General features: G+C 36.7%; 15 protein-coding genes. 8 read left to right on the top strand and 7 right to left on the bottom strand.

What is annotated here, in order from left to right; translation table 11 throughout:
• The first annotated feature begins 1 nt into the window (after position 1).
• The 3 genes from BUC25_RS07330 to BUC25_RS07320 all read left to right on the top strand — a co-directional run bounded on the left by BUC25_RS07330 (position 2) and on the right by BUC25_RS07320 (position 3262).
• Positions 2-886, top strand: a complete 885-nt coding sequence (locus tag BUC25_RS07330) for an ABC transporter ATP-binding protein (RefSeq protein ID WP_073201212.1) — start codon at positions 2-4, stop codon at positions 884-886.
• 260 nt (positions 887-1146) lie between these two features.
• On the top strand, positions 1147-2157 hold the full coding sequence (locus BUC25_RS07325; protein WP_073201211.1) for a LacI family DNA-binding transcriptional regulator: 1011 nt from the start codon (positions 1147-1149) through the stop codon (positions 2155-2157).
• A gap of 472 nt (positions 2158-2629) precedes the next feature.
• Complete coding sequence (locus BUC25_RS07320) at positions 2630-3262, top strand: YesL family protein (RefSeq protein ID WP_073201210.1); 633 nt, start codon at positions 2630-2632, stop codon at positions 3260-3262.
• Between the two features lie 206 nt (positions 3263-3468).
• Here the strand turns inward: BUC25_RS07320 and BUC25_RS07315 are convergent, their stop codons facing one another.
• The 4 genes from BUC25_RS07315 to BUC25_RS07300 form a co-directional block, all read right to left on the bottom strand.
• On the bottom strand, positions 3469-4416 hold the full coding sequence (locus BUC25_RS07315) for a substrate-binding domain-containing protein (protein ID WP_073201209.1): 948 nt from the start codon (positions 4414-4416) through the stop codon (positions 3469-3471).
• Between the two features lie 52 nt (positions 4417-4468).
• Positions 4469-5968 (bottom strand): response regulator, encoded by a 1500-nt coding sequence (locus tag BUC25_RS07310; protein ID WP_073201208.1) that lies wholly within the window; start codon positions 5966-5968, stop codon positions 4469-4471.
• Positions 5965-7722, bottom strand: coding sequence for a sensor histidine kinase (locus BUC25_RS07305; protein ID WP_073201207.1), 1758 nt, complete (start codon positions 7720-7722; stop codon positions 5965-5967). The genes BUC25_RS07310 and BUC25_RS07305 overlap by 4 nt, the downstream gene beginning before the upstream one ends.
• A 133-nt stretch (positions 7723-7855) precedes the next feature.
• The gene (locus BUC25_RS07300; RefSeq protein ID WP_073201206.1) at positions 7856-9103 is read right to left on the bottom strand and encodes a HAMP domain-containing protein; all 1248 of its coding nucleotides are present in this window, start codon (positions 9101-9103) and stop codon (positions 7856-7858) included.
• Positions 9104-9367: 264 nt separating this feature from the next.
• Between BUC25_RS07300 and BUC25_RS07295 the strand changes: the two genes are divergently transcribed.
• The 5 genes from BUC25_RS07295 to BUC25_RS19015 all read left to right on the top strand — a co-directional run bounded on the left by BUC25_RS07295 (position 9368) and on the right by BUC25_RS19015 (position 20833).
• Positions 9368-10447: an ABC transporter substrate-binding protein gene (locus BUC25_RS07295; RefSeq protein WP_073201205.1), complete on the top strand. Its 1080-nt coding sequence runs from the start codon at positions 9368-9370 to the stop codon at positions 10445-10447.
• 571 nt (positions 10448-11018) lie between these two features.
• Complete coding sequence (locus BUC25_RS07290; protein WP_342039388.1) at positions 11019-12530, top strand: sugar ABC transporter ATP-binding protein; 1512 nt, start codon at positions 11019-11021, stop codon at positions 12528-12530.
• 1 nt (position 12531) lies between these two features.
• Positions 12532-13575, top strand: coding sequence for an ABC transporter permease (locus BUC25_RS07285; protein ID WP_084543401.1), 1044 nt, complete (start codon positions 12532-12534; stop codon positions 13573-13575).
• Complete coding sequence (gene yjfF, locus BUC25_RS07280; protein ID WP_244535151.1) at positions 13572-14558, top strand: galactofuranose ABC transporter, permease protein YjfF; 987 nt, start codon at positions 13572-13574, stop codon at positions 14556-14558. Before BUC25_RS07285 ends, yjfF begins: the two co-directional genes overlap by 4 nt.
• Positions 14559-14581: 23 nt before the next feature.
• Positions 14582-20833, top strand: a complete 6252-nt coding sequence (locus BUC25_RS19015; protein WP_084543400.1) for an immunoglobulin-like domain-containing protein — start codon at positions 14582-14584, stop codon at positions 20831-20833.
• Positions 20834-21299: 466 nt separating this feature from the next.
• Here BUC25_RS19015 and BUC25_RS07250 read toward each other — a convergent pair whose 3' ends face one another.
• Genes BUC25_RS07250 through pxpB form a run of 3 tightly spaced genes read right to left on the bottom strand, consistent with a single transcriptional unit; the run spans position 21300 to position 23675 of the window.
• Positions 21300-22037, bottom strand: coding sequence for a 5-oxoprolinase subunit PxpA (locus tag BUC25_RS07250; protein WP_073201203.1), 738 nt, complete (start codon positions 22035-22037; stop codon positions 21300-21302).
• Positions 22034-22996, bottom strand: coding sequence for a 5-oxoprolinase subunit C family protein (locus tag BUC25_RS07245; protein ID WP_073201202.1), 963 nt, complete (start codon positions 22994-22996; stop codon positions 22034-22036). Before BUC25_RS07245 ends, BUC25_RS07250 begins: the two co-directional genes overlap by 4 nt.
• On the bottom strand, positions 22977-23675 hold the full coding sequence (pxpB, locus tag BUC25_RS07240) for a 5-oxoprolinase subunit PxpB (RefSeq protein WP_073201201.1): 699 nt from the start codon (positions 23673-23675) through the stop codon (positions 22977-22979). Before pxpB ends, BUC25_RS07245 begins: the two co-directional genes overlap by 20 nt.
• Positions 23676-23802 lie beyond the last annotated feature (127 nt).

The following is a 23802-nucleotide window of genomic DNA, read 5'->3' as shown; positions in this document are numbered from 1 at the left end:
TATGATAACGTGTGAGAATCTAGTAAAGATCTATAAAATTGACGATGAGATGGAAGTGATGGCTCTTCAAGGGCTTGATTTGAAAGTGGAAAAAGGGGAAGTTATGGGTATTATCGGAAACAGTGGCAGCGGGAAATCCACATTATTAAATATGCTTGGAGGATTGGACCGGCCAACTGCCGGGAAGTTAATCGTTGATGGTAAAGATTTGCTTAGGCTATCTGATAAAGATCTTGTTAAATATAAGCTAGATACAGTCGGTTTTATTTGGCAAAATAATGCGAGGAATTTAATTCCTTACTTAACAGCAGTTGAAAATGTGGAGTTGCCAATGCTTTTAAAGGGTCGTTATAAACGGGAGCGTGCAATGGAACTATTAAACATGGTAGATTTAGGCCATCGAATGAATAGTAAGTTAGATAAATTATCCGGTGGGGAGCAACAGCGAGTTGCAATTGCAATTTCTTTAGCTAATAATCCTAGTCTTTTATTGGCGGATGAACCGACTGGCAGCGTTGATACTAAAACTGCAGATATTATCCTCGATCTTTTTCGCAAATTGAATCGAGAACTCGGGATTACTATCGTGATTGTTACCCATGATACTCAGCTGACACAGAAAATGGATCGAGTTGTATCTATTCGAGATGGTCAAACCTCAAGTGAATTTTTAAGACGCAACTTTTTTTCTTCTGAAAACGACTTAGATACTCAGGAAGATAAAGAAGAGGATACACACGTTGAGTTAGCGGTAATAGATCGGACTGGCCGAATTCAGCTTCCAAGAGAATATCTGGATGGGATCGGATTAACACCGGAGCAGAATAAACTCGAAGTAATGTTGGAAGACGGTAAAATTATTATTTTAAATCCAGAAGATACTTAGTATGAATTAAATGTTTTCATTGGTAAACGTACCTGTGTGTAAGTGGATGCTTACTTCCTGTCAGGTTTCGATGATCATAGTTTAGGGTACGGTTTGGGGTCTCCATTTATTAAGATTTTCATTAACAACTGGTTAAACGGTGGCAAAACGAATAAAATTAGCTTAAAGAACTATTGAGTATTATAATTTGACAAAGGGTACCATAAAAAGCTAAAAATAAACTAGTAAACATTCATAAATTCAAATAGAGGGATCATAATATGAAACTAACGATAAGAGAGATTGCAAAGATGGCTGGGGTTTCACCTGGTACAGTATCTAAAGTTATCAATCAGACAGGAAGTATCAGTCCCAATACGATTCAAAAAGTCAAGAAAATTATAGAAGATACTGGATATCAACCTAGTTTTTCAGCAAAAGCATTAGCTACTAAAAAATCGAATATGATTGGACTTATTTATGCAGGGGAAGTACATGTAGAATTTAACCACCCCTTTTTCAATCAAGTCATCAATGTGTTTAAAAATACAGTAGGGCAATTAGGATATGATATTCTCGTATTTTCAAATCAAGCTTTTAATATTGGAAAAGAAGATTACGTTGCTCGAGCGAAACACTATCAATTAGATGGCTGTTTAATTATCGCTGGTGAAAATATCGGTGAAACCATTCACCAATTAGATCAAAGTGATATACCAACGGTTGCTGTCGATTTAAAATTAACAGGTGAACGATCCAGCTATGTGATGACAGATAACCACAAAATTTCGCGACAGGTAGTAGAATATTTTTATCTGAATGGCATCCGTAAATTAGCATTTATTGGGGGGCAGGAAGATTCGGTGATTTCTAATGTGCGTAAGGATTCATTTGTGCAATCAATGAAAGACTTTGGCATGGATTTACGTAAAGAATGGATTAAATACGGAAATTACTTCGAGCAAAGTGGTTATGAAAAAATGAAAGAAATGCTACAAGCTGAGGGAAAACCAGATGCTGTTTTCGCAGTATCAGATATGATGGCATTAGGGGCAATGAAGGCGATTAAAGAAGCAGGTTTATCTGTCCCTCGTGATATAAAAGTTGTGGGTTGTGATGATATTGAAGCATGTCGTTACAGTGAGCCCAGTTTAGCTACGGTTAAACAAGATCAAATCAAGATTGGCAGGTTGTCAGCCAATATGCTGCATGACCTAATTAATGAAAGAAAGGTACAAAAATCTGTTTTAGTAGACCCTGAGTTAATTATAAGAAACTCAAGTGAAATTTAGATACTTTAAGTGAATCTCAAGATCGCGCTGACAAATGCGGAGTCGAAGTGGCCTGCGCTAAATAATGCGCTACAATAGATGTAAGTAGTGATATCGCAACTTTTACTTCATATTGTTTATAGGCTCGACAAGTTAGCTCTCACAAATGATGTAGAACCACTTTATAGCGTAGGCCGTCCACTTCCACTCCTATGGCATCTGTTTTTCCTGAAGATCCACTTTTTTGAGCGGTTTGTGCTCGAAAAAGTTAGCTGAAGGGAAAACGCCATGGAAAGGGAAGTGGACAGCCGAAGCGGTGATTTAATAGTCACTATATTTCAAAATAGCTACATTGGAAAAGCGTTGATACCGAGGATTACAATTCCGTCCTTGGAGAAATATAAAATCACCACTATGATTACGTTTATTTTTTTAGAAAAAGGTAATAATGGTAACAACTAATTCTAAAAAATAAATCGAAGTAGGTGATGGAGTGAATCAATCTGAACCGGCGCTGTTTCGTATGTTGCATGTTTTTGCTTCATTTGTCACTTTACAGTTGTTTTGGTTTTTTTTCTCTTTAGGGGTTGTTACAGTAATTCCCGCTACCGTTGCCTTATATTCAGTGATAGTGGAATGGTCCAAGAATGGAATTGAGATTGGAATATGGAAGACATTTTTCCAATCTTTTAAGCAGAATTTTAGGAATACATGGCTTTTAGGTATTAATATTGGAGCAATAACGATGATCCTCGTCATTAATGCTATTTTTATTCCAACATTGACAGGTATTGTGCATTTATTTATGCAGATCATTTGGTTATTTGCTGCTAGCATTTTAATTTTCACTGTACTAGCTATGATACCATTAATTGTGACCTCCCATTTAAAAGGATTAAAACTATGGAAAAATGCTTGGATAGCTTCAATTACTATATTGCCGGATATTATATTAATTGGTTTGATCGGCTTCGTGTTCGCTATTGTTACACTTTATATTCCAATGGCAATCATAGCTTTAGTGAGTGTTTTTGCGTTTATTCACATTCATATTTGGCAGAAAGCAGTGCGGAAATTACCACAGGACTTTCTCGATCAATGTTTACTAAAGTATCGCTATCGATAAAATATATGAAAAAGTACCAAGCGACGAGAGTCGAACAAAAAGAATTTCTCAACTAGAAAAACCCAAACGATTTATATTCGTTTGGGTTTTATGCATACTAGAAGGAAAGTACGTCCTAACCTAATAGCTAGTTGACTTGATGTGGGTATATTGCTTACATACATCGGTAAATAAAGATGTTACAGTAATTGCTGTTTTGCTAGTTGCTAATCTTGAGTCTTTTTAATTTCGACTGTTTCTGTATACTTCGTTTGATTTACCTTTTCACCTTCTAATTGTTCGAACAGACTCTGAATGATTAATTTTCCCCACTTTTCTTGGTTTTGAGAAATGATACTTGTAAGCTGTCCATTTTCAAGCCCTTCCATAGTCAGTGGTAAATCATCAAAAGTAACTGCTGTTTTATTCAATCCATGAGCTTTCCACACTGTTATAGCAGCTGGTCCAGCAAGAGAATCGATCCCTACAAAGCCATCAAAGTCTGGATAGCCCTCGACCATAGTTTCAATGTTTTCCAGTGTAGAAGGTGCTGTTCCGTCACTATGTGTAATAGTGTCGATTGTTAATTTTGGATAGCTATCTATGACTGTTTGCAATCCTTCGATTCTTAATTTCAAATTTTCCATTGTTGGTAATCCACTACTTACGATGATTTCACCTTCATAATTTAGTAATTGCGCTATTGTTTCCCCAATGTGGAGACCCGCCAGATAATTATCCGTACCGATATACGTATGCCTTTTGCTGTTAGGTGCATCGGTATCAAAACAAACAACTGGGATGCTCTGGTCAATTGCCTGATCAATTAATGGTGTGATCATTTCGGGATCGGTGGGACCGATAGCAATACCATCCACACCTTGTTTAATATATAGTTCTAGAAGTGTAGCCTGATCCTCAGCAGATGCGATTTTTGGTGCATCAATTCGCACATTAATGCCCAATCTGTTAGCTTCCTTTTGAGCTGTTTCTGTAATTTTCTCAAAAAAAGGGTGTGCAACAGGATATATGATCGCAAATGTTTGAGTATTTTCTTCTATCGTTTTCACAGGTTTGATAGGCATCACAGTTTCTTCTGGACCAGAATCAATAAACATTAAAAGGAAGCTAATAATACTTAAAAGGATGATAAGCATAATACTCCATTTTTTCATCGGTATCCCTCATTTAAAAATGAACGTTTGGCTACAGCACCAAAGGAGTAAATTATCCTATAGTAGCAGAGTACTGATTTGTTAGGTGGTTTTTGTACTCTTTTGTAGTCATTCCCGTTATTTTTTTGAAAATATGACAAAAGTAATGAGAATCATTATATCCCACCTTATCAGCTATTTCATAGGTTTTGTCATTTGTCATTTCTAATAATTCTTTTGCCTTTTCGATTCTGGTTTTTGTTAAATATTCTGTAATGGTTTGCTTCATCTCTTTACTGAAAATATTACTGAGATAGGAAGCACTTATATTTACGTCGAGCGCGATTTGTTGAAGAGATAATCCAGATTCGTGATAACGTTCGGAGACGACTTGTTTTACTTGTTGAATCACTTTTGCATATTTACCAGTATCTTTGTTTGAAAAGAGAGGAAGTAGCATATTTGTCATGTATTCAACTATCTGCTGCTTCGTCTGTACCTTTTGAATCTGCTCCTCTACTTGTTGAATCACTTTCATGCAATCATCATCGTATTGTTCTGTTTCTTCGATATGATGTTTAATGGTTATAGTGAAATCTAATAAAAAGTAATAGATAAATACATTTGGGTGTTCTTTTTTATTTAAAATAACGTCCGAATAACGCTGAACGAATGTAGTGACCTGATCTAATTGACCAAATTTTAAAAAATGAATTAACTTCCGACGGTCGGCAGCTCTCATCAAATCTTGATAAATGCCCTCATTGTCACTAAGAAACATGGTTGAGGTATATGAATGAACCGCGCGACTGTAACTGTAAGCTTCGATGGCATTTTCATAAGACAATGTAATATGTTCAGTTCTTGTTTCAATTGACCCGATACCAAATAATACGGAAGAGAGCGATTCGCGTATTTGATTAATTTGTTTCATTAACATATGTTCCACGTCATGTTTTAAAATGACAATCCATTTGGTATCCTTAACAAAAAATAAGGCTTGGTCGTTTTGATAAAACGGAGCTACACGTTTTAATTCTTCATCATATTCGACTACCACAACTGTATAATAACTAGCCATTAGATCAACCTGTAATGCTTTAGCTTGATGTGCTATTTCTTCTGTTGACAAAGAGCCTTTACATAAGTGATCATACAGATCCTCTTTGGTGTCAATTTTAGCATAGTGAATAAGTGGTGCTTCCATTTCTTTTTTTACTTTACGCAAAATCGTGAGTAAATCCTGACTGCTAACAGGTTTTAGGCAATATTCTTCCACTTGAAGCCGAATCGCCTGTTGGGCATATTCAAATTCATCATGACCACTGAGAATAATAATCTTTATGTTCGGCATTTTTTCTTTGATGATTTTTGATAGTGTTAATCCATCCATAAAAGGCATTTTAATATCCGTTATGACAATGTCTGGCTGGTGTTTTTCAATAAGAGGCAGGGCCATTTCTCCATCTGAGGCATCTCCACAATAACTAAAGCCTTCCTTTTCCCAATCAATTTTTTGGGCAATTCCTCTTCTAATAACAGCTTCATCGTCCACTAAAAATATCTTTTTCATTTTCTTCCCCCCGATTTTGGAATCGTAATTGTTACTCTTGTACCTGAACCTTTCCAGCTATTTACCTGTAGCCCGTACTCTTTTCCATAATATAATTGTATGCGTTGCTGGACATTGATTAGTCCAAAACCATTTTTAGCTTCTGGTAAGACCTCACCGGTGTGGAGATGGTCTCTTAATTCTTGTAATCGTTCTTCATCCATTCCAATCCCATTATCAATTACTTCGAATCGAATACAATCGTCTTCATTTACTCCGCCATTGATGCGTAAAAAACCCTGTCCTCGTTTATTTTTAATGCCGTGGTAGATCGCATTTTCAACGATTGGTTGTAACAATAATTTTAAAATATGATAGCGTAAAATATCGGAATCAACTTGAACAGATACATCTAATATGTCTTCGTATCTTGTCTTTTGAATATATAAGTAACTTTCAATATGGGAGATCTCATCTGCAATCGTAATCCAGTCTTTTCCTTTATTAAGTGAAATACGGCTATATTGTGATAACGCTTTGGTAAGTTCGATTACAGATTGATGTTCCTTAGCTTCTGCAAGCCAAATAATTGTATCTAGTGTGTTGTATAAAAAATGTGGATTAATTTGCGCTTGCATCGTGCGAAATTCTGCTGCTTTCAATTTTTTTTCTTCTTCAATACTAAGATCTAACAATGATTTTATTTTAACTATCATTTGATTGAAACTATCACCTAGAGTGGCAATTTCATCTTCTCCAACAGGTATTACCTTTGCTTCCAAATTGCCTTGGGCAGCTTGTTGCATTTTATTCTTTAATAAGCGGATGGGGTGTATTAAACGATTGGAAATGAACATGTACAATCCAATTATAAAAATAATACTGCTAATTACCGTTAAAACGATTAAGCTGCGAATTTCATTACTGTCTTTCATAATTTCTTTAACAGGCGCCTGCCCGATCACTTTCCAGCTGGTCATTTTAGAAGTCTCATATACATAAAACATTTCATCACTAGTATAATAACCTTGTTCCTTCTCATCCATTTGGCTCATGTCAATATATACCGGGTGATCCTTATTACGATTCTTTTGTTTAAAAAAGATATCGCGGTCTTCGGATGAAATATAAAAGGAACTATTTTCAGTATCTGTTAATGTCTTATCGGCTAAGATCGATGTAATAGTAGAAGCATCTATCGTGATTTTCATCGTTCCTATTATTGCCTCTGTAATATCCCACACAATGGCATTGGTAATTTCTAAAGTAGGAAACCCATCCTGATACGTAATTTTCATTTGGGTCTGACTGGGATCCTCACTAAATAATGCGTGTATCTGCTCATCGGTTGTCGTAACATCTCGTTGATAGACACCACGTTTATCACTTATTGTTTTTCCTTCAAGATTCATAATTTCAATATCAAAGATATGTTCTCCAGAAAGATAGCTTTTTTGATAAAAATCAAACAGGCTTAATATTTCTTTAGCTTCATCATAGGTATCTTCTTGATGCAAAAGAAACTGAACAGTACTTTGTTGTTTGCCGATTTCATTAAAACGATGAATATCTTGAAATAAAACATCAATCTCACGTGCTATTTGGCTATTTTTAATTTGTGCCAGACTATATGCTCGTTCGGATATGATGTTGGATGATTTGGTGTAAGATATAAAACCAATAAATATCAACGGGAACACCGTTAACAGTACAAACATGACAAGCATTTTCGTGCGTAAGCTTTTGTCTAGCAACTTGAACCAGTTCCAATGCATGAGGCCACCTATCTTTCATCGTTTGAGCTTTGAAAAGCGAAAGTCAAGCGTAAATCTTCACTTGAAAAAGTCCTGAAAAGGTTCGATAGCAATTAACTGAAGTTGCTAACTGCTATTGATTGAAAGTCAATCACTATATTTGGAATTGCTTTAATTGATGTCGTAGTTGATCTACATAGGCAAGTTGTCTGTCAGAGATTTCTGCAATCTCTTCAATGGTAGTTAATTGTTCCTCGCCTAGCCCACCGATAATCTCCATATTGTTAAAACATTTTTTTACTTGTGAATTGCATTCATTCATATGATTTTGTAATTGTTTCATCATCTTGATAGAATTAGTGATCTGTTCCTGGAAGTGATATTGTTTATTAGATATTTCTGGACTTTCGAGTCGTTTTTGAAATTGAAGTTGATCTTTTAACAATAGATTAATCTGTTGTTGCAGCCATTCGATTTGGAGTTTTTGTGTTTGAAGATCTTGGATGATGGTTTGGCTAGTGGCGGTCATTTGTTCACCGGCAGATAAGTTTTCTTCCGTACTCTTATGAATGTAATGTGATGTCTGAATGATTTCATTACTTGTTTGATGTACTTGGCTTATGATATGTTTCAAATAATTCGTCATTACGTGAAAGGCATTGTAGAGATCATCAATTTCATTCATGGCTTTAATGGGTTTAATCGATTCTGTTAAATTCCCTTTTGCGATTTCTCTTGCATGTTTATGTAACAAATAAATAGGTTTTAACATGTATTTGGATGCAGTCCAAATTAACAGGAATGTAACTACAACTAAAAACATATATACCATAATACTTATACGTATATCTCGGTTTATTTTATCCTTAATGGCTTCTTTCTGGTTCTCGCTTTCTGTCAATGTTTCTTGTAATAATGTTTGGACATGTTCATTAATTAAACCGGAGGCAATACCGATATATTCCTGGGTAATGTACTTTTCCTCAGCAGGTGCATTTGTTTTAATTTGATTTCCCAAACGATCAATATACTCGGTTGTGGTACCAATTACCGTTCGGACTTCAGTTATTTCTTTTGTAAAAGGTTTTGCTGTTTCCTGACTCGCCACCGTATTAAGATGTTCTTCCATTTGACTCAAAATCTGATATTGTTTGCCATCTTCGAAATATACTTTCCCATAAACAATATCACGTATTTCTTCTTCTAATTGATCCCTTAATTGACCATGAATAGAATTTGTTAAATGGATGGTTTCTGTCATTTCATTATATTGTTTGATATAACTAAAAAAGAAAAAGAGCTGCACTAATTGAATAAGACCAAACCACAAAAATAGTAGAACAAATACAAACAGAAATTTAGAGCGAATCGGCAATTTTCGAAATTTTGAAAACGCATTCATTATTATTTGCTCCTAACTACGTGAAATATGATACGCTCATATCGTATCTCCTATTCTAACTTATAAGAATAAGTTTCTATAGTCTATTTTAAATATTTTTAAAAAAATTACAATTATTACTTTAAAAATTACACTATTCTCTAACGATTTGATAAATAATTAATTTTTTTCAAAAAAAATTCTATTACAAAGTTGATGAAAGCGTTTTAAAATAAAAGCATACCAATTCAATTTTGGTAAAGAAAAAAGGGAGGTTATACGAACATGAAGAAATTTTTAGCAAGTAAGGGGATATTGGTCTTATTATTAGGTCTGTTATTATTACTGGCTGCATGTGGATCATCAGAAGAAAGCAGTAACGAGGAGTCTGCAGCAGATGATACTCCAGAGCAAACAGAAGAGGAAAATGAGGCAGAAGAAACAGAAACAGATACAGAGGAAGAAGGAAACGAAGAAGCTGGTGAAAAATTAGTTATTGGTTTTTCACAAGTAGGTGCTGAAAGTGAGTGGCGGACAGCAAATACCAAATCAATTCAAGACGCCATCACCGACGCAGGACATGAACTGAAATTCTCTGATGCGCAACAGAAACAGGAGAATCAAATTAAAGCGATTCGTTCTTTTATAACACAAAAAGTGGATGCGATCGTATTCTCACCAGTTGTTGAGACTGGTTTTGAAACCGTATTACAAGAAGCAAAAGATGCAAATATTCCTGTTTTCTTAGCAGATCGATCCGTAGACATAGAAGATGATTCATTATGGACTACATTCTTAGGTTCAGACTTTGTTGAAGAAGGTCGTAAAGCTGGAAACTGGTTAGTAGAAGAGATGGCTGATGAAGAAGGACCAGTTAATATTGTTGAATTACAAGGTACAGTTGGTTCAGCTCCAGCAATTGATCGTAAAGAAGGCTTTGAGGAAATTATTGGTTCAGAAGATAAATTCGAAATTATTAAATCTCAAACTGGTGACTTTACAAGAGCGAAAGGTAAAGAGGTAATGGAAGCGTTTTTGAAATCTGATGGAGAAAATATTGATGTCTTATATTCTCATAATGACGATATGGCGATCGGTGCGATTCAAGCCATTGAAGAATATGGGCTAAAGCCAGGTGAAGATATCATTATCATTGGTGTCGATGCGGTAAGAGGTGCATTTGAAGCAATGGCTGATGGAAAAATGAATGTCACGATCGAGTGTAATCCATTATTCGGTCCACAATTAGTAGACTTAATTGAGCAGCACTTTGCTGGTGAAGAACTAGAGAAACGAATTGCTGTTGAGGAAAGCATGTACACAATGGATCAAGCAGAAGAATTATTACCAACGCGTGAATATTAATTAAAAGAAACAAAGCAAACTGTAAGATGCTGGGACAGAATATCCATGTCCCAGCCAAAGACAAATGATCAAAAGAATGAACGTATGAGGGTAAATGTTTAATGTGGTTATTTTGAAATTATTTTTCTGCTTAGCAGTCGCTGCGGCTGCCCGCTTCCCTTTCCGTGGGATTTTCTCCTCAGCTAACTTTGGCAATCAAAAACCGCTTGCCAAAGTGGATCTTCGGATAAAACGTTCCTACAGGAGTTGAAGCGGGCGGCCTTCGCTATAATGATACTCTACAATGTTTGTGACAGTTGAATTTTGATACTTACAAAAGAGTCTAATAACAAAGTGAAAAAAACTTTTATTATACTACTTACATTCATTTGTAGAAATTTACTTAGCGCAGGCGTCCACTTCGACTCCTAGGGGATCAACGTGATCTGAAGATCCACTTTTGTAAAGTGAACTTCTTTACAAAAGTTAGCTGAAGACACGTCCCCTGGAAAGCGAAGTGGGCAAGCCGGAGCGGTTGTTACGTTTTTATATCATTCAAAATTACCACTTTGCCAAAAAGGAGGTAATGGAGTTGCCTGAGCGACAGCCACGATTGGTTATGGAGAATATTGTGAAAGAGTTTCCTGGTGTGAGAGCATTGTCGAATGTTCAGCTATCACTCTATCCAGGGGAAGTACACGCTTTAATGGGAGAGAATGGTGCTGGAAAATCAACATTAATTAAAGTACTAACTGGGGTGTATTCGATCGATAATGGTTCCGTTGTATTGGATGGGAAAACGGTTCATATAAAAAATCCCCAAGACGCGCAAGAAAAGGGGATTAGTACCGTTTACCAGGAAGTAAATTTATGTACCAACCTATCTGTTACCGAAAATATTTTTATCGGGCGAGAAATTAAAAAGCATGGTCGGTTGGCTTGGAAGGAAATGCATAAACGAGCAGAAGCATTATTAGCGAGTCTCCAATTAAAAATTGACGTCACTAAGCTATTATCTTCTTATTCTGTGGCGATTCAACAAATGGTTGCGATTGCGCGTGCATTGAATGTATCAGCGCAAATTTTAATTTTAGATGAACCAACTTCTAGTCTTGATCGTGATGAAGTAAAACAACTTTTCTCTGTTATTAGGAAGTTAAAAAAAGATGGTTTAGCAATTGTATTTGTCAGTCATTTTTTAGATCAAATTTATGAAATTACCGATCGGCTTACTGTGCTTAGAAATGGTGAATGGATCGGTGAATACATGACAGAAGAATTAGACCGTGTCGATCTTGTCTCTAAGATGATTGGTAAGGAACTACAAGAACTTGAAGCTGTTACGAAAAATGTGTCACACGAATCAGCAGAAAGAGAAACTTTTTTAACGGCTGATCAAGTCGGATTAAAAGGAAAAATACACCCCTTTAATTTCGACTTAAAAAAAGGGGAAATAGTTGGTTTTGCAGGTTTATTAGGTTCGGGTCGTACCGAGATTGCAAGACTATTATTTGGTGCTGACAAAGCAGATCAAGGAACGATCAAAATAAAGGGTGAAAAATTAAATTTTTCTTCACCTCGACAAGCAATCGTAAATAATATTGGATTTTGTTCTGAGGATCGTAAAGCTGAAGGAATTATCCCAGAATTAACGGTTCGAGAAAATATTATTTTAGCTATCCAAAGTGTTAATGGATGGTTTCGTTATATATCGAAAACCAAACAAACAAAAATTGCCGATGAGTATATCGAACTTTTGAATATCAGCCCTGCGAATCCAGAACAATTAATCAAAAATTTAAGTGGCGGTAACCAGCAAAAAGTAATGTTGGCTAGGTGGTTAGTCACTGATCCAGAATTACTTATTTTAGATGAGCCTACACGAGGAATTGATATAGGAGCAAAAACAGAAATTATGAAGTTAATGACAGAATTAAGTCAAAAAAATAAAGCCATTTTATTTATTTCCTCTGAACTGGAAGAGATTTTGCGAACCAGTCATCGGATAGCTGTTCTAAGAGATCGAAAGAAAGTATCGGAGTATCAAAACCAAAAAGGTTTAACACAGCAAGAATTAATGAAAGAAATGGCCGGAGGAATGTGATATGGGGAAATCTATTATGAGATCAAGATTATTTTGGCCAATCATGGTGTTAATACTTATTCTATTAATCAATCTATTTTTTGATAGTAGTTTTCTATCAATCGAGGTGCGCAATGGTCGCCTAACTGGAAGTATTATTGATATTTTAAATCGTGGGGCACCATTAATGTTAATTTCGATTGGCATGACATTAGTTATTGCCACCAAAGGTATTGATTTAAGTGTTGGTTCTGTGATTGCAATGTCTGGTGCAATTGGTGCTATGTCAGTGGCAAACGCAGAGACAGATGGCCTTGGACCACTATTTACAGCTATTGCCCTAGCTTTAGTGATTTCTACATTAGTAGGTGGTTGGAATGGACTACTTGTGTCAAGAATAGGTGTGCAGCCGATCGTCGCAACCTTAATTTTAATGGTAGCAGGTAGAGGGGTCGCCCAGTTAATTACGGGAGGTCAAATTACGACCGTTTATTATGATCCATATAATTTTATCGGTGGAGGGTATTTACTTGCCTTACCATTCTCCGTTTTTATCGTTGCATTTGTTTTATTATTAGCAGTACTGATAACAAGAAAAACAGCGTTAGGTTTATTTATTGAATCAGTCGGATCGAATCCAGATGCGAGTAGATTAGCTGGTATTAATTCGAAAAATATTATGCTTATGGTTTATTTGTTTTCCGGATTTTGTGCTGGAGTAGGTGGTTTAATATTATCATCTAATGTAATGAGTGCGGATGGAAACAACGCAGGATTGTGGTTTGAATTAGACGCGATACTAGCAGTTGTTATTGGAGGAACATCTCTGATGGGTGGTCGCTTCTATTTAATGGGAACAATCATTGGCGCTTTGATTATTCAAAGTTTAACCACTACGATTTATTCAATTGGTGTCCCAGCAGAAACGAACCTAGTGGTAAAAGCGGTTGTTGTATTGATTGTCTGTTTATTACAATCTCCAGAATTTCGGAGCAAAGTATTCGGAACTGGTAAGTTGAAAAAGACAAAAGAACAAAAAGAAAGTGAGGGTGTTACTTTATCATGATTAATCGATTATCAATTGATTACAAACAACTTCCGTTAATTGCCACCATTGCTTTATTTGTTCTTATGTTTAGTTTTGGTTCCTTACGTTATACCGGCTTTTTTTCTACCCAGGTATTTCTTAATTTATTTATTGATAATGCCTTTCTTATCGTTGTAGCCGTAGGGATGACGTTTGTCATTTTATCTGGTGGAATTGATTTATCGGTAGGATCTGTCATTGCTTTAACAAGTATGGTTGCAGCAAGTTTGACAATGGAAGCGCAATTATCTCCAGTGATCGTAGTACCTATTAGTCTTTTAGTAGGTACGGTGCTAGGAATGGTACAAGGATCCCTGATTCATTTCTATAATTTGCAACCGTTTATTGTTACCCTAGCAGGGATGTTTTTAGCACGAGGCTTAAGTTATGTCATAAGTGTCGAAACCATTGCAATTGAACATCCTTTTTTTAGTTATATGGCAAGTACACAAATTCCATTACCAGGTGGTACCTTCATATCGATAAGTGTTGTGATTGCTATTATCATTGTCATTATCGCAATTTTTCTGGGTCATTTTACAAAATTCGGTCGAACGATTTATGCGATTGGAGGCAGTGAACAATCGGCAATGTTGATGGGATTGCCTGTGGGAAGAACGAAAGTACTGATTTATACGTTAAGTGGCTTTTGTGCGTCATTGGCTGGTTTAATCTTTACATTTTATATGTTATCTGGTTATGGCTTACATGCAAATGGTATGGAATTAGATACCATCGCAGCGGTCGTTATTGGTGGAACATTATTAACTGGTGGTGCAGGTTATGTAGCGGGCAGTGTTGTTGGTGTGCTCATTCTTGGGATCATTCAAACCATCATTGTTTTTGAAGGGACCTTAAGTTCGTGGTGGACCAAAATTGCAATTGGTGTCTTATTATTTTTGTTTATCGTTTTACAAAGAATTATTGTGATTCGCAGTGAGAAAAAACAAGCAAAAGAATAATAATCTAGTAGGGAGTTAAGGATATGAACAATAACCGTAATCTATCCATATTGATGATTTCAGTACTTTTATTCCAATTGTTCGCTGGAAGTGTCCCTCATACAATTCAAGCAGCAGAAGAAGCAAACAACTCTGAGAGTAGTTTGCTTCTTCATTATGATATGAAACAAACAGTAGAAAACAATGGTAATCTAGTATTTGATAATAGAGCAGGGTCAGAATTTAATGGTCGTTATCAAAATCAGAGTGAAGGCGATTATTACTCAAATGAACAAGCGGGTTTTGTTGAATTAGATGGTGGTCCTGCAAGTGATACTAATGCATATATTGAAATACCTAAAGCAGATGGACAGCGTGATTTATTGAGTGACATAGAAAGTGTAACGGTCACCTCTTTGGTAAATTGGTCAAACGATGGAACTAATCGTTGGATTTATGGATTCGGTAAAGTTGATGAAAACATCGAACAAGGTAACAGTTATTTGTTCACAACCCCGAGACATAGTAATGGTAATTTTGCAACAACAGGTATATCGGAGTCTGGTTGGCGAAATGAATCAATAATTCAAGGAGACCAAATGATTTCAGCAAATCAATGGAATGTAATTACATCAGTATTTAATGGGAAAGAGGATACATTCACTTTATATGTGAATGGGGAAGAAATTGCTACAGGTTCTACGGAAGGTAATGAACTTGCCAAAATTATTGATTCAAGTGCAGATTTTTCGGGATTCATAGGTAAATCTATTTTTCAGAATGATGCATATTTTAAAGGAAGGATTGCCGATTTTCGTGTTCATGGAAAAGCATTAACAGCAGGTGAGGTAGCAAACCTATCAGATCAGTTACAAACTACAATTGATCCATTAAATCAATTACTACTCGACAGGCAACAAGAACAATTAGCTATTGAACCGTATTTAGACTCAGAAGATACAGTGGATGCCGTTACACAAAATCTTTCTTTACCGGCAGAAACAGAGAATGGTGTGGCCCTAACTTGGGACTCGTCTCATCCAGAGGTTATTACCCCAGATGGTAAAGTTACTCGTCCTGGAGTAGAACAAGGCGATACAGTAGTTGATTTGTCTGCAACTCTAAGCTATCAGGGTATGATTACTACAAAAACATTTACTGTAACAGTGATCAAAGAATTTTCCGATATGGAGAGAGTGGAACGGGATGCAGAATCAATTACGGTTTATAATTCTTCTAATGTAAAAGGAAATCTCCACCTTGTAACAACTGGAGAAAATGGTTCTGATATCACTTGGGATTCCTCCCATCCAGACATTATAAAAGGAACTGAGCAAGTTATAGATGATACTAACCAATTAGGTTGGGTAGAGCGCCCGGTTACCGATACAGAAGTTACCTTGACAGCAAGTGTTCAATATAATGAAGCAATGATTACCAAAGAGATTACGGTCACCGTAAAAAAAGATCCAGGTGAACAAGAATATGATGCCTATTTCTTTAGTTATTTTACTGGAGAATATGAAGGTGGAGAAGAAATTTCTTTTGCCGTTGCAGAAGATCCCTTACATTGGCGTGCGTTAAATAATGGACAATCTGTCATTCAATCGACAATGGGTGAAAAAGGATTACGTGATCCATTTGTCATTCGTTCTCCAGAAGGCGATAAATTTTATATGATTGCTACTGATTTGAAAATGGGTGAGAGCACAAACTTCGATCAAGCTCAAATTACTGGAAGTCACTCAATAATGGTCTGGGAATCAGATGACCTTGTTAATTGGAGTGAACAGCGTATGGTGGAAGTTGCACCAGAAAACGGGGGTAATACTTGGGCTCCAGAAGCATTTTACCATGAACCAACTGGAGAGTATGTCGTGTTTTGGGCATCCTCGATTCCTAATGAGGAAACCTATGGTAATTATCCGAATGGTCGTCCAAATGGTCAGTATAATGTGATGTATTATGCGACAACACGTGACTTTCATACATTCTCGGAACCAAAAGTATATATTGATGATAGTTTTCCAACAATTGATACTACTTTTATTCAGGATGATGAAAGCTTGTACCGATTTACCAAGTCAGAAGTGAATTTCAAAGTATATTACGAAAAAGCAACAGATATCTTTGAAGATGTTGATGGAATTGAAGAAAATGGTTATCAATTTGATCTGATTGATGAGACCAAAAGTGGAAACCAAGGTTTAATTGGACATGGAGGAAATAATGAAGGACAAACAATCTTCAAAGCAATCGATGAAGAAAAATGGTATTTGTTCCTCGATTCATGGCCATACCATGTGCGCTGGACGGATGACTTAGAAGATGGTAGTCAACTAGTGAATAATGTATTAGATGAAGCGGACTATGCACTGCCACCAGGTCCTCGACATGGTACCGTCATACCGATTACAAATCAAGAATATCAAGCATTAACCGATAAATACTTGCCAGAAGGCCCAAAAGAACAAGAGGAACCTGTCGTTCATTATCGCTTTGATCAAAGTGAAGATGGCTCTGTTACAGATGTAAGCGGTAACGGATATGATGCACAATTGCATGGTAACGCTACGATTGAATCAGAAGAAGCTATTGGGGATTCCCAAGGATTTGTGCAGTTAGATGGCGACACGGGTTATGTCGAAATGCCAGAAAATTTGATCCAACAAGAAAATCTGGAAAAAATGACGATTTCAACCTGGGTAAAAGTTGATCAAAACCAAGCCGATCAACGTATCTTTGATTTTGGTTCTGACACCGGCAGGGTTGCCAATCGAAACAGTATGTATTTAAGTACGCAAGGTGATTCGGGACTGTTGGAATTTGCAACCGTCACACCTTTCACTGAAAAATTTGGCAATGCTTCCTCTGATCTGCCATCTGATTATAAATATCGTTTAACATCTAATCGATTAGGATTGAATCAGTGGCAACATGTTGCCATAACGATTGATGGCTTTACAGCAAAAACCTTTGTTAATGGTGAACTGGTTGATTCAATTGATACCTATAATGTCGAACCAAGAATGTTGATGGAGACTACGATGAATTACTTGGGTAAATCAAGCCGTGATAATCAATCCTATTTTGCGGGTGGAATAGATGAGTTTCAAATTTATAACCGTGCTTTAACAGAGCAGGAAATTGTAAGTTTAGCCGATCAAGCAACGGAGGAACCACCACCAGCAGAAGTCGATCTTCTACTTGATTATGATATGCAACATGTGGAGAACGATATGATCATGGATCAGGCAGGTGATTTTGATGGAATGCTAAGCGGTATCAATGAGGAACAGATCATTACAACTGATGACGTTGGGATCATCGAGCTTAGTGGTGAGAATGCTTATATTGAGATGCCGCAAGGGGTTTTAAATGAACAAGAAAGTATCACGGTATCTTCTCTTGTCAATTGGAATGGTGAGAATGCAGCAGAATGGTTGTACACCTTTGGTCAGAACGATCAACAATATCTATACTTTACTCCTAGATATAATGCAGATGCATCGGCTCGTTTTGGCATTGCCACAGATGGATGGAGAAATGAAGTGTCGTCGAAAACAGATACATTAGCATCTAATCAATGGAAACTAGTGACAACAGTTTTTGATGGCAGTCAGGGAACGTTAGAACTCTATATTGATGGAGAATTTGTCTCAAGTGAACCAGCAGGTGAATTTACGTTAGCGGATATTGCCAATCCAACTGGTCCAAGTGGCTATATTGGACAATCTTTTTATAGTGCCGACCCTTATTTTAAAGGACTTATTGCTGACTTCGAAGTCTATGATGGGGTCTTGTCTGCTGCCGAAATACAACAGTTAGAGAATGAGGCGGAAATAAAAAGGAATGCCATCGATTCGATTTTGGTGGAACAAGCAAAAGAACGATTAACGGTCTCGCAAATACTCGGTGAAAATAAAGACGCAGAAACAATTACGGTGGATCTTAATCTGCCTAATAAAGGAAGCAATAACACAACAATTACATGGAAATCGTCTGATCCACAATGGATAAGTGATCAAGGAAAAGTAATTAGACCGGACCATGGTGAAGGAAACAAAACCGTCACATTAACAGCGACCATCTCTGATGATAATGTCTCTGCAGAAAAAGAAATTAGTGTAACGGTACTAAAAAAACCATCTGTCGAACAACGTTTAAAAGAAGCATTACAAGCATTAGTTGTTCATAACGTGGAAGAAGTCAAGGGGAATTTGACATTACCTACGAACGTTGCAGAAGAAGTTGACGTAACATGGACGACTTCAGATTCATCGACTATTACCGCAACAGGCGAAGTATCAAGGCCTGCTTTCGGTGAAGGAAATACAGATGTTGTATTAACTGCAACGTTGCAGCTGGACGGACAAAAATTAGTAAAGTCATTTAAAGCGAAAGTAATGGAATTACCTGAGCCAGAAGAATATCAAGGTTATTTCTTCCCGTATTTTACAGGTGAGGGCTATGAAAATGGCGAGCAAATCTATTTTGCTTTAAGTGAAGGAAATAATCCATTGGAGTGGCAACAATTAAATGATGGCAATCCAGTATTTACTTCAGAGCTCGGAGAAAAAGGATTACGTGATCCATTTATCATTCGTTCTCCAGAAGGCGATACATTTTACATGATTGCGACAGATTTAAAAATTCACGGTAATGGGGATTGGAATAAAGCTCAGACACATGGCAGTCGTTCGATCATGGTTTGGGAATCTCATGATCTTATCAATTGGTCAAAACAGCGCAAAGTAGAGATTGCACCAAAAGAAGCTGGGAATACATGGGCTCCTGAGATCTTCTATGATGAGACAACAGGAGAATACATCGTTTTTTGGGCATCTAAATTATATGACAATGATACAGATCGCAATAATGGCAGCAGTTACCAACGAATGATGTATACAAAAACAAGAGATTTTCACACCTTTTCAGAGCCAGAAGTTTATTTGGATTATGGCTATTCGATTATCGATACGACGATGATTGAGCATGATGGTAAGTTCTACCGTTTTACCAAAGATGAGAGAGGTTACCATGCAGACAACTCTCCGAATGGTAAATTTATCTTCCAGGAAGTCGGCGATTCTGTCTTAGATCCTGATTTTGAAATGGTTAAAGAAGGCATTGGTAAAGGCATCATCAACCAAGGAGAAGGACCAGCCATCTTTAAATCAAATACAGAAGAAAAATGGTATCTGTTTATTGATGAATTTGGTGGGAGAGGGTATGTGCCATTTGAAACAACAGATCTTGCTTCAGGAGAATGGACGATTCCTGATCAATATGATTTACCTAATCGACCTCGTCATGGCACCGTATTACCGATAACAGCAACAGAATACGAGGCATTACAACATCAATTACCAGAAGAAATAGAAGAGGACATGGACCTAATTGAGTCGATTTCATTTACTGAAAGGGAACTAACATTAACCGTTGGAGAAGAAAAACAATTATCGGTAGAAATAACTCCAACGCAAAACGCAGATTTATTGTGGAACTCCAATAATGAAGAAATCGTTACAATAGATGAGAATGGAAAGATTACAGCAATTGCAGAGGGAGAAGCATTTATAACCGTTAGTTCAGCAAATGGCAAGCATTCAGACGTTTCTAGAGTGGTAGTGACGGATGCAACCGACCCAGAACCTTCCAATGAATTAGAGAACGGTACACCATTAGTAGTATCTGCTGGTAAATTGTATAATTTAGTTGGTACCAAAGTTACCATCAAAATGCCAGGTGATCTGCCTGAAGGTACGCTATTAACGATTAATGAAGTAGATGTTGAAGCATTAGTGAACAAACCTTTTGCACTTGCTGGTAGTATGTTTGACTTTGAAATCGTCTACCCGGATGGAAGTGAGCAACCAACTGATCCATTTTTGCTAACATTAGAAATCGATGAAACAAAACTAGATGATGACATAGCGATCTACTATTATAATGAAACCAACCAAGAATGGGAAATACAAGATAGTAATCGTAATGATGCACAAGCAGGAACAATCTCTGCTGAAGTAACTCACTTTTCTATTTATGGTGTCTTGGCGCTAGAAACGGAAGATCCGCAAGATAATGAGGAACAAGAACAACCAACCGATCCAGAGCAACCACAAGAACCAGGACATGAAGAGAAGCCTGAAGATGGAGAAGATAAGCAAAAAGATAGGAATAACAAAGAATTACCTGATACAGCTACAACACTCTTTAATTGGTTATCGGTCGGATTTTTGTTAGTAGTAGCCGGTGTAGGATTGTTTTTAATTCGAAATCCAAGATATAAATAATAGGAGCTGTAAACAAAAGAGATTCAATAATAGTGGAATCCGAACGAGTATAATTACGCGTTCGGATTTTTTACTAGTTGGTTGTGAATAATAAAAAATATTGTGTACCTTTTAATTATGGAAGATTCACATTGGTAGTTTACCAGTAAGTTTCGATGAAAATACCGACGAGGATCATTCTCATCGGCATTATGATAGTAAATATCGTTTAAAATGCCGACGAGGATCAATCTCATCGGCATTATGATAGTAAATATCGATTAAAATGCCGACGAGGACCAGTCTCATCGGCATTATGCTGGTAAATATCGATGAAAATGCCGATGAGAGACCTATCGCCACTTTCATCACTGTTACTCATTGATAGCTGCGTCTATATGATTCAACAACTAATCTTTGTTTACTAAAAGGAGCGGGTGGGTTCCCGGTTCTTATTATTAGTTATCCTATTATACAATCGATTTGGTTACCTACTTTGTTTTAACAACGTGTTTAGGGCGGTTACCAATGATAAAGATTGCTCTGTATCTCCATGAACACAAATGGTATCTGCTTTTATCACTATCTCTTCTCCTGTTGGACTTGTGACCATTCCATGTTCGACCATGCTTTCTACTTGTTTGATTGCATCTTCTGTTTCCTGAATAACTGCTCCAGGTTCTGTCCGAGGTGTTAAAGTACCGTCTTTTTGATACGTACGATCTGCAAACACTTCGTTGAGGACATTCAACCCTTTGTCTATTCCTGCATCTATTAACTTACTATTGGCTAAACCAACTAATGTAAGGTTTTTATCAAAGTCTGCAATTGCCTCAACAATGGCATCTGAAAGCTTGCGATCCTTTGATGCCATATTATATAGTGCACCATGAGGTTTTACATGATGCATTTTGACGTTTTGTACTTTCGTAAATCCATGTAATGCACCTAATTGATAGATAATAAGATTATAAACGGCTTCAGGATGCATCTCGATATTTCTGCGACCGAATCCTAGTAAATCTTGAAAACCAGGGTGTGCGCCTATTTTAACGTTATACTGTTTTGCTAGCTTAACGGTTTGATGGATTGTTTCAGGGTCTCCAGCATGAAAACCACAGGCAATATTAACAGCATCGACTAGTGGAATAATTTTTTCATCATTACCAATTTGATAAGCTCCAAAACTTTCTCCTAAATCACAATTTAATATTACTCGTGTCATAACGAAACACCTGCCCATTTCTCATTTATAAATAGCCGCAATTGTAGATATAATTGATAGCGATTGTGTAGAAGTTGAATAGCCTCTTCTACTGTAACTTGTTGAAAACGGAATAACTGGCCTGGCCGTATTTGACTTAATTTTCCGAGATCAACCTTTGCTACTTGGCCGATCTTCGGATATCCGCCTGTTGGTTGCCCGTCTGCCATCAAAACAATAGGTTGTCCATTTGCGGGTACTTGAATGGAACCAAATGTTGTCGCTTCTGTTAATAATTGATTTTGATTTTTTCTCTTAACAGCTGTACCTTTTAACCGGTAGCCCATTCGATTGGATTGTGTCGAAGTAGTCCAATCAGTTGTTTCAAATGAGTAATGATCAAACCAATCAAATTGAGGTCCCCTGATATATCGTATGATATGTGAAGATTGAGAAATATAGTTGAATAAGGAAGGATCCAAACGCCATTCCATGGATCGGTCGACCGTGAAGCTATCTTTTAATGAGATGGTGTCACCAATCATTAATTTTCTGCCCAGGATTCCATTTAACTGAGCACGAACAAGAGTACTTCGACTTCCAAGCACTTCAGTAACATCGAACCCGCTTTTTACAGCAAGATAGCTGTATAAACCAGTTTTTGCAGTGCGAAATTGAAGAACATCCCCTTCCTTTATAGAAATGGGTTTTCCTAATGGGATTAATTGATCGTTTACATTCGCAGACATATCAGCACCTGTTATTGCAATAATGGCATTATTATAAAATTTGATGGTAGGTCCGATAAAGCTCATTTCTATCAGAGCTTCTTGATCATGGTTTCCTACTAAAAGGTTGGCCATTACAGCGGCAAACTCATCCATAACACCACTAACAGAGAACCCATAGGATTGATAACCGATACGACCCTTATCCTGAATGGTGGTATATAAACCTTCTTCAATAATCTCTATTGACATGTGTATTACGCTCCTCTTGGTAAATCCGATCAAATTCTGATTTGAAAATCGCATAAAACTTAAGCTGGTCTCCAGGTTGAAATAAAGTCGGCTTATTATTTCTAAAAGATAATAGGGAAATCGGAGTTCTGCCTATAATGTTCCATCCTCCAGGTGAGGAACTCGGATAGATACCAGTTTGTGCTCCGGCAATACCTACCGATCCCTCCATTACTTCTAATCTAGGTTTATCTTTTCTATCCGTAGATAAACTTTGATCCATACCCATTAAAAAAGGAAAGCCAGGAGAAAAGCCTAAAAAGGCGACACGATAGATCGGTCTGGTATGTCTCTCTATTACTTCCTCAATAGAAAAATTATGTTTTGCTGCTAATGTCGATAGATCGCTTCCGAATATTTCCTCGTAACAAACCGGAATCTGATGAACAGTGCCTTGCTCTTTTTTTAAAACATCAAAACTTTTCATCCTTTCTTGCAGTTTCATTTTCAATTGTTGATGGGTCGTCTTAAAAGGATCGAAATAAATAGTTATGGTGCAATAACCTATCACTACTTCAATTATTGGCAGGTTTGTATGATTAGTAATCTCTTTTTTATAAGAAATCAGTTTAGATGAAAGATCTTTTTCATCCTGGAAACTAATCAGGATGGCATGTTCTGCGATCGATTGAAGATGCATAAAAACATCCTTTCTTTTATACAAAATCTATTGTTTCTATTTTAACGAATAAAGGTTGAAGAATAAAACATTAAGTAAATACAGTTCATTGGTCCTATGATAAAAGTGTGGATATGACTAAAGGGTC

Source organism: Gracilibacillus kekensis (genome assembly GCF_900143085.1).
In the GTDB taxonomy this organism is placed as follows: domain Bacteria; phylum Bacillota; class Bacilli; order Bacillales; family Amphibacillaceae; genus Gracilibacillus; species Gracilibacillus kekensis.
Note: the sequence above shows the minus strand (reverse complement) of the source record. Positions and strands in the feature narration are given on the sequence as shown.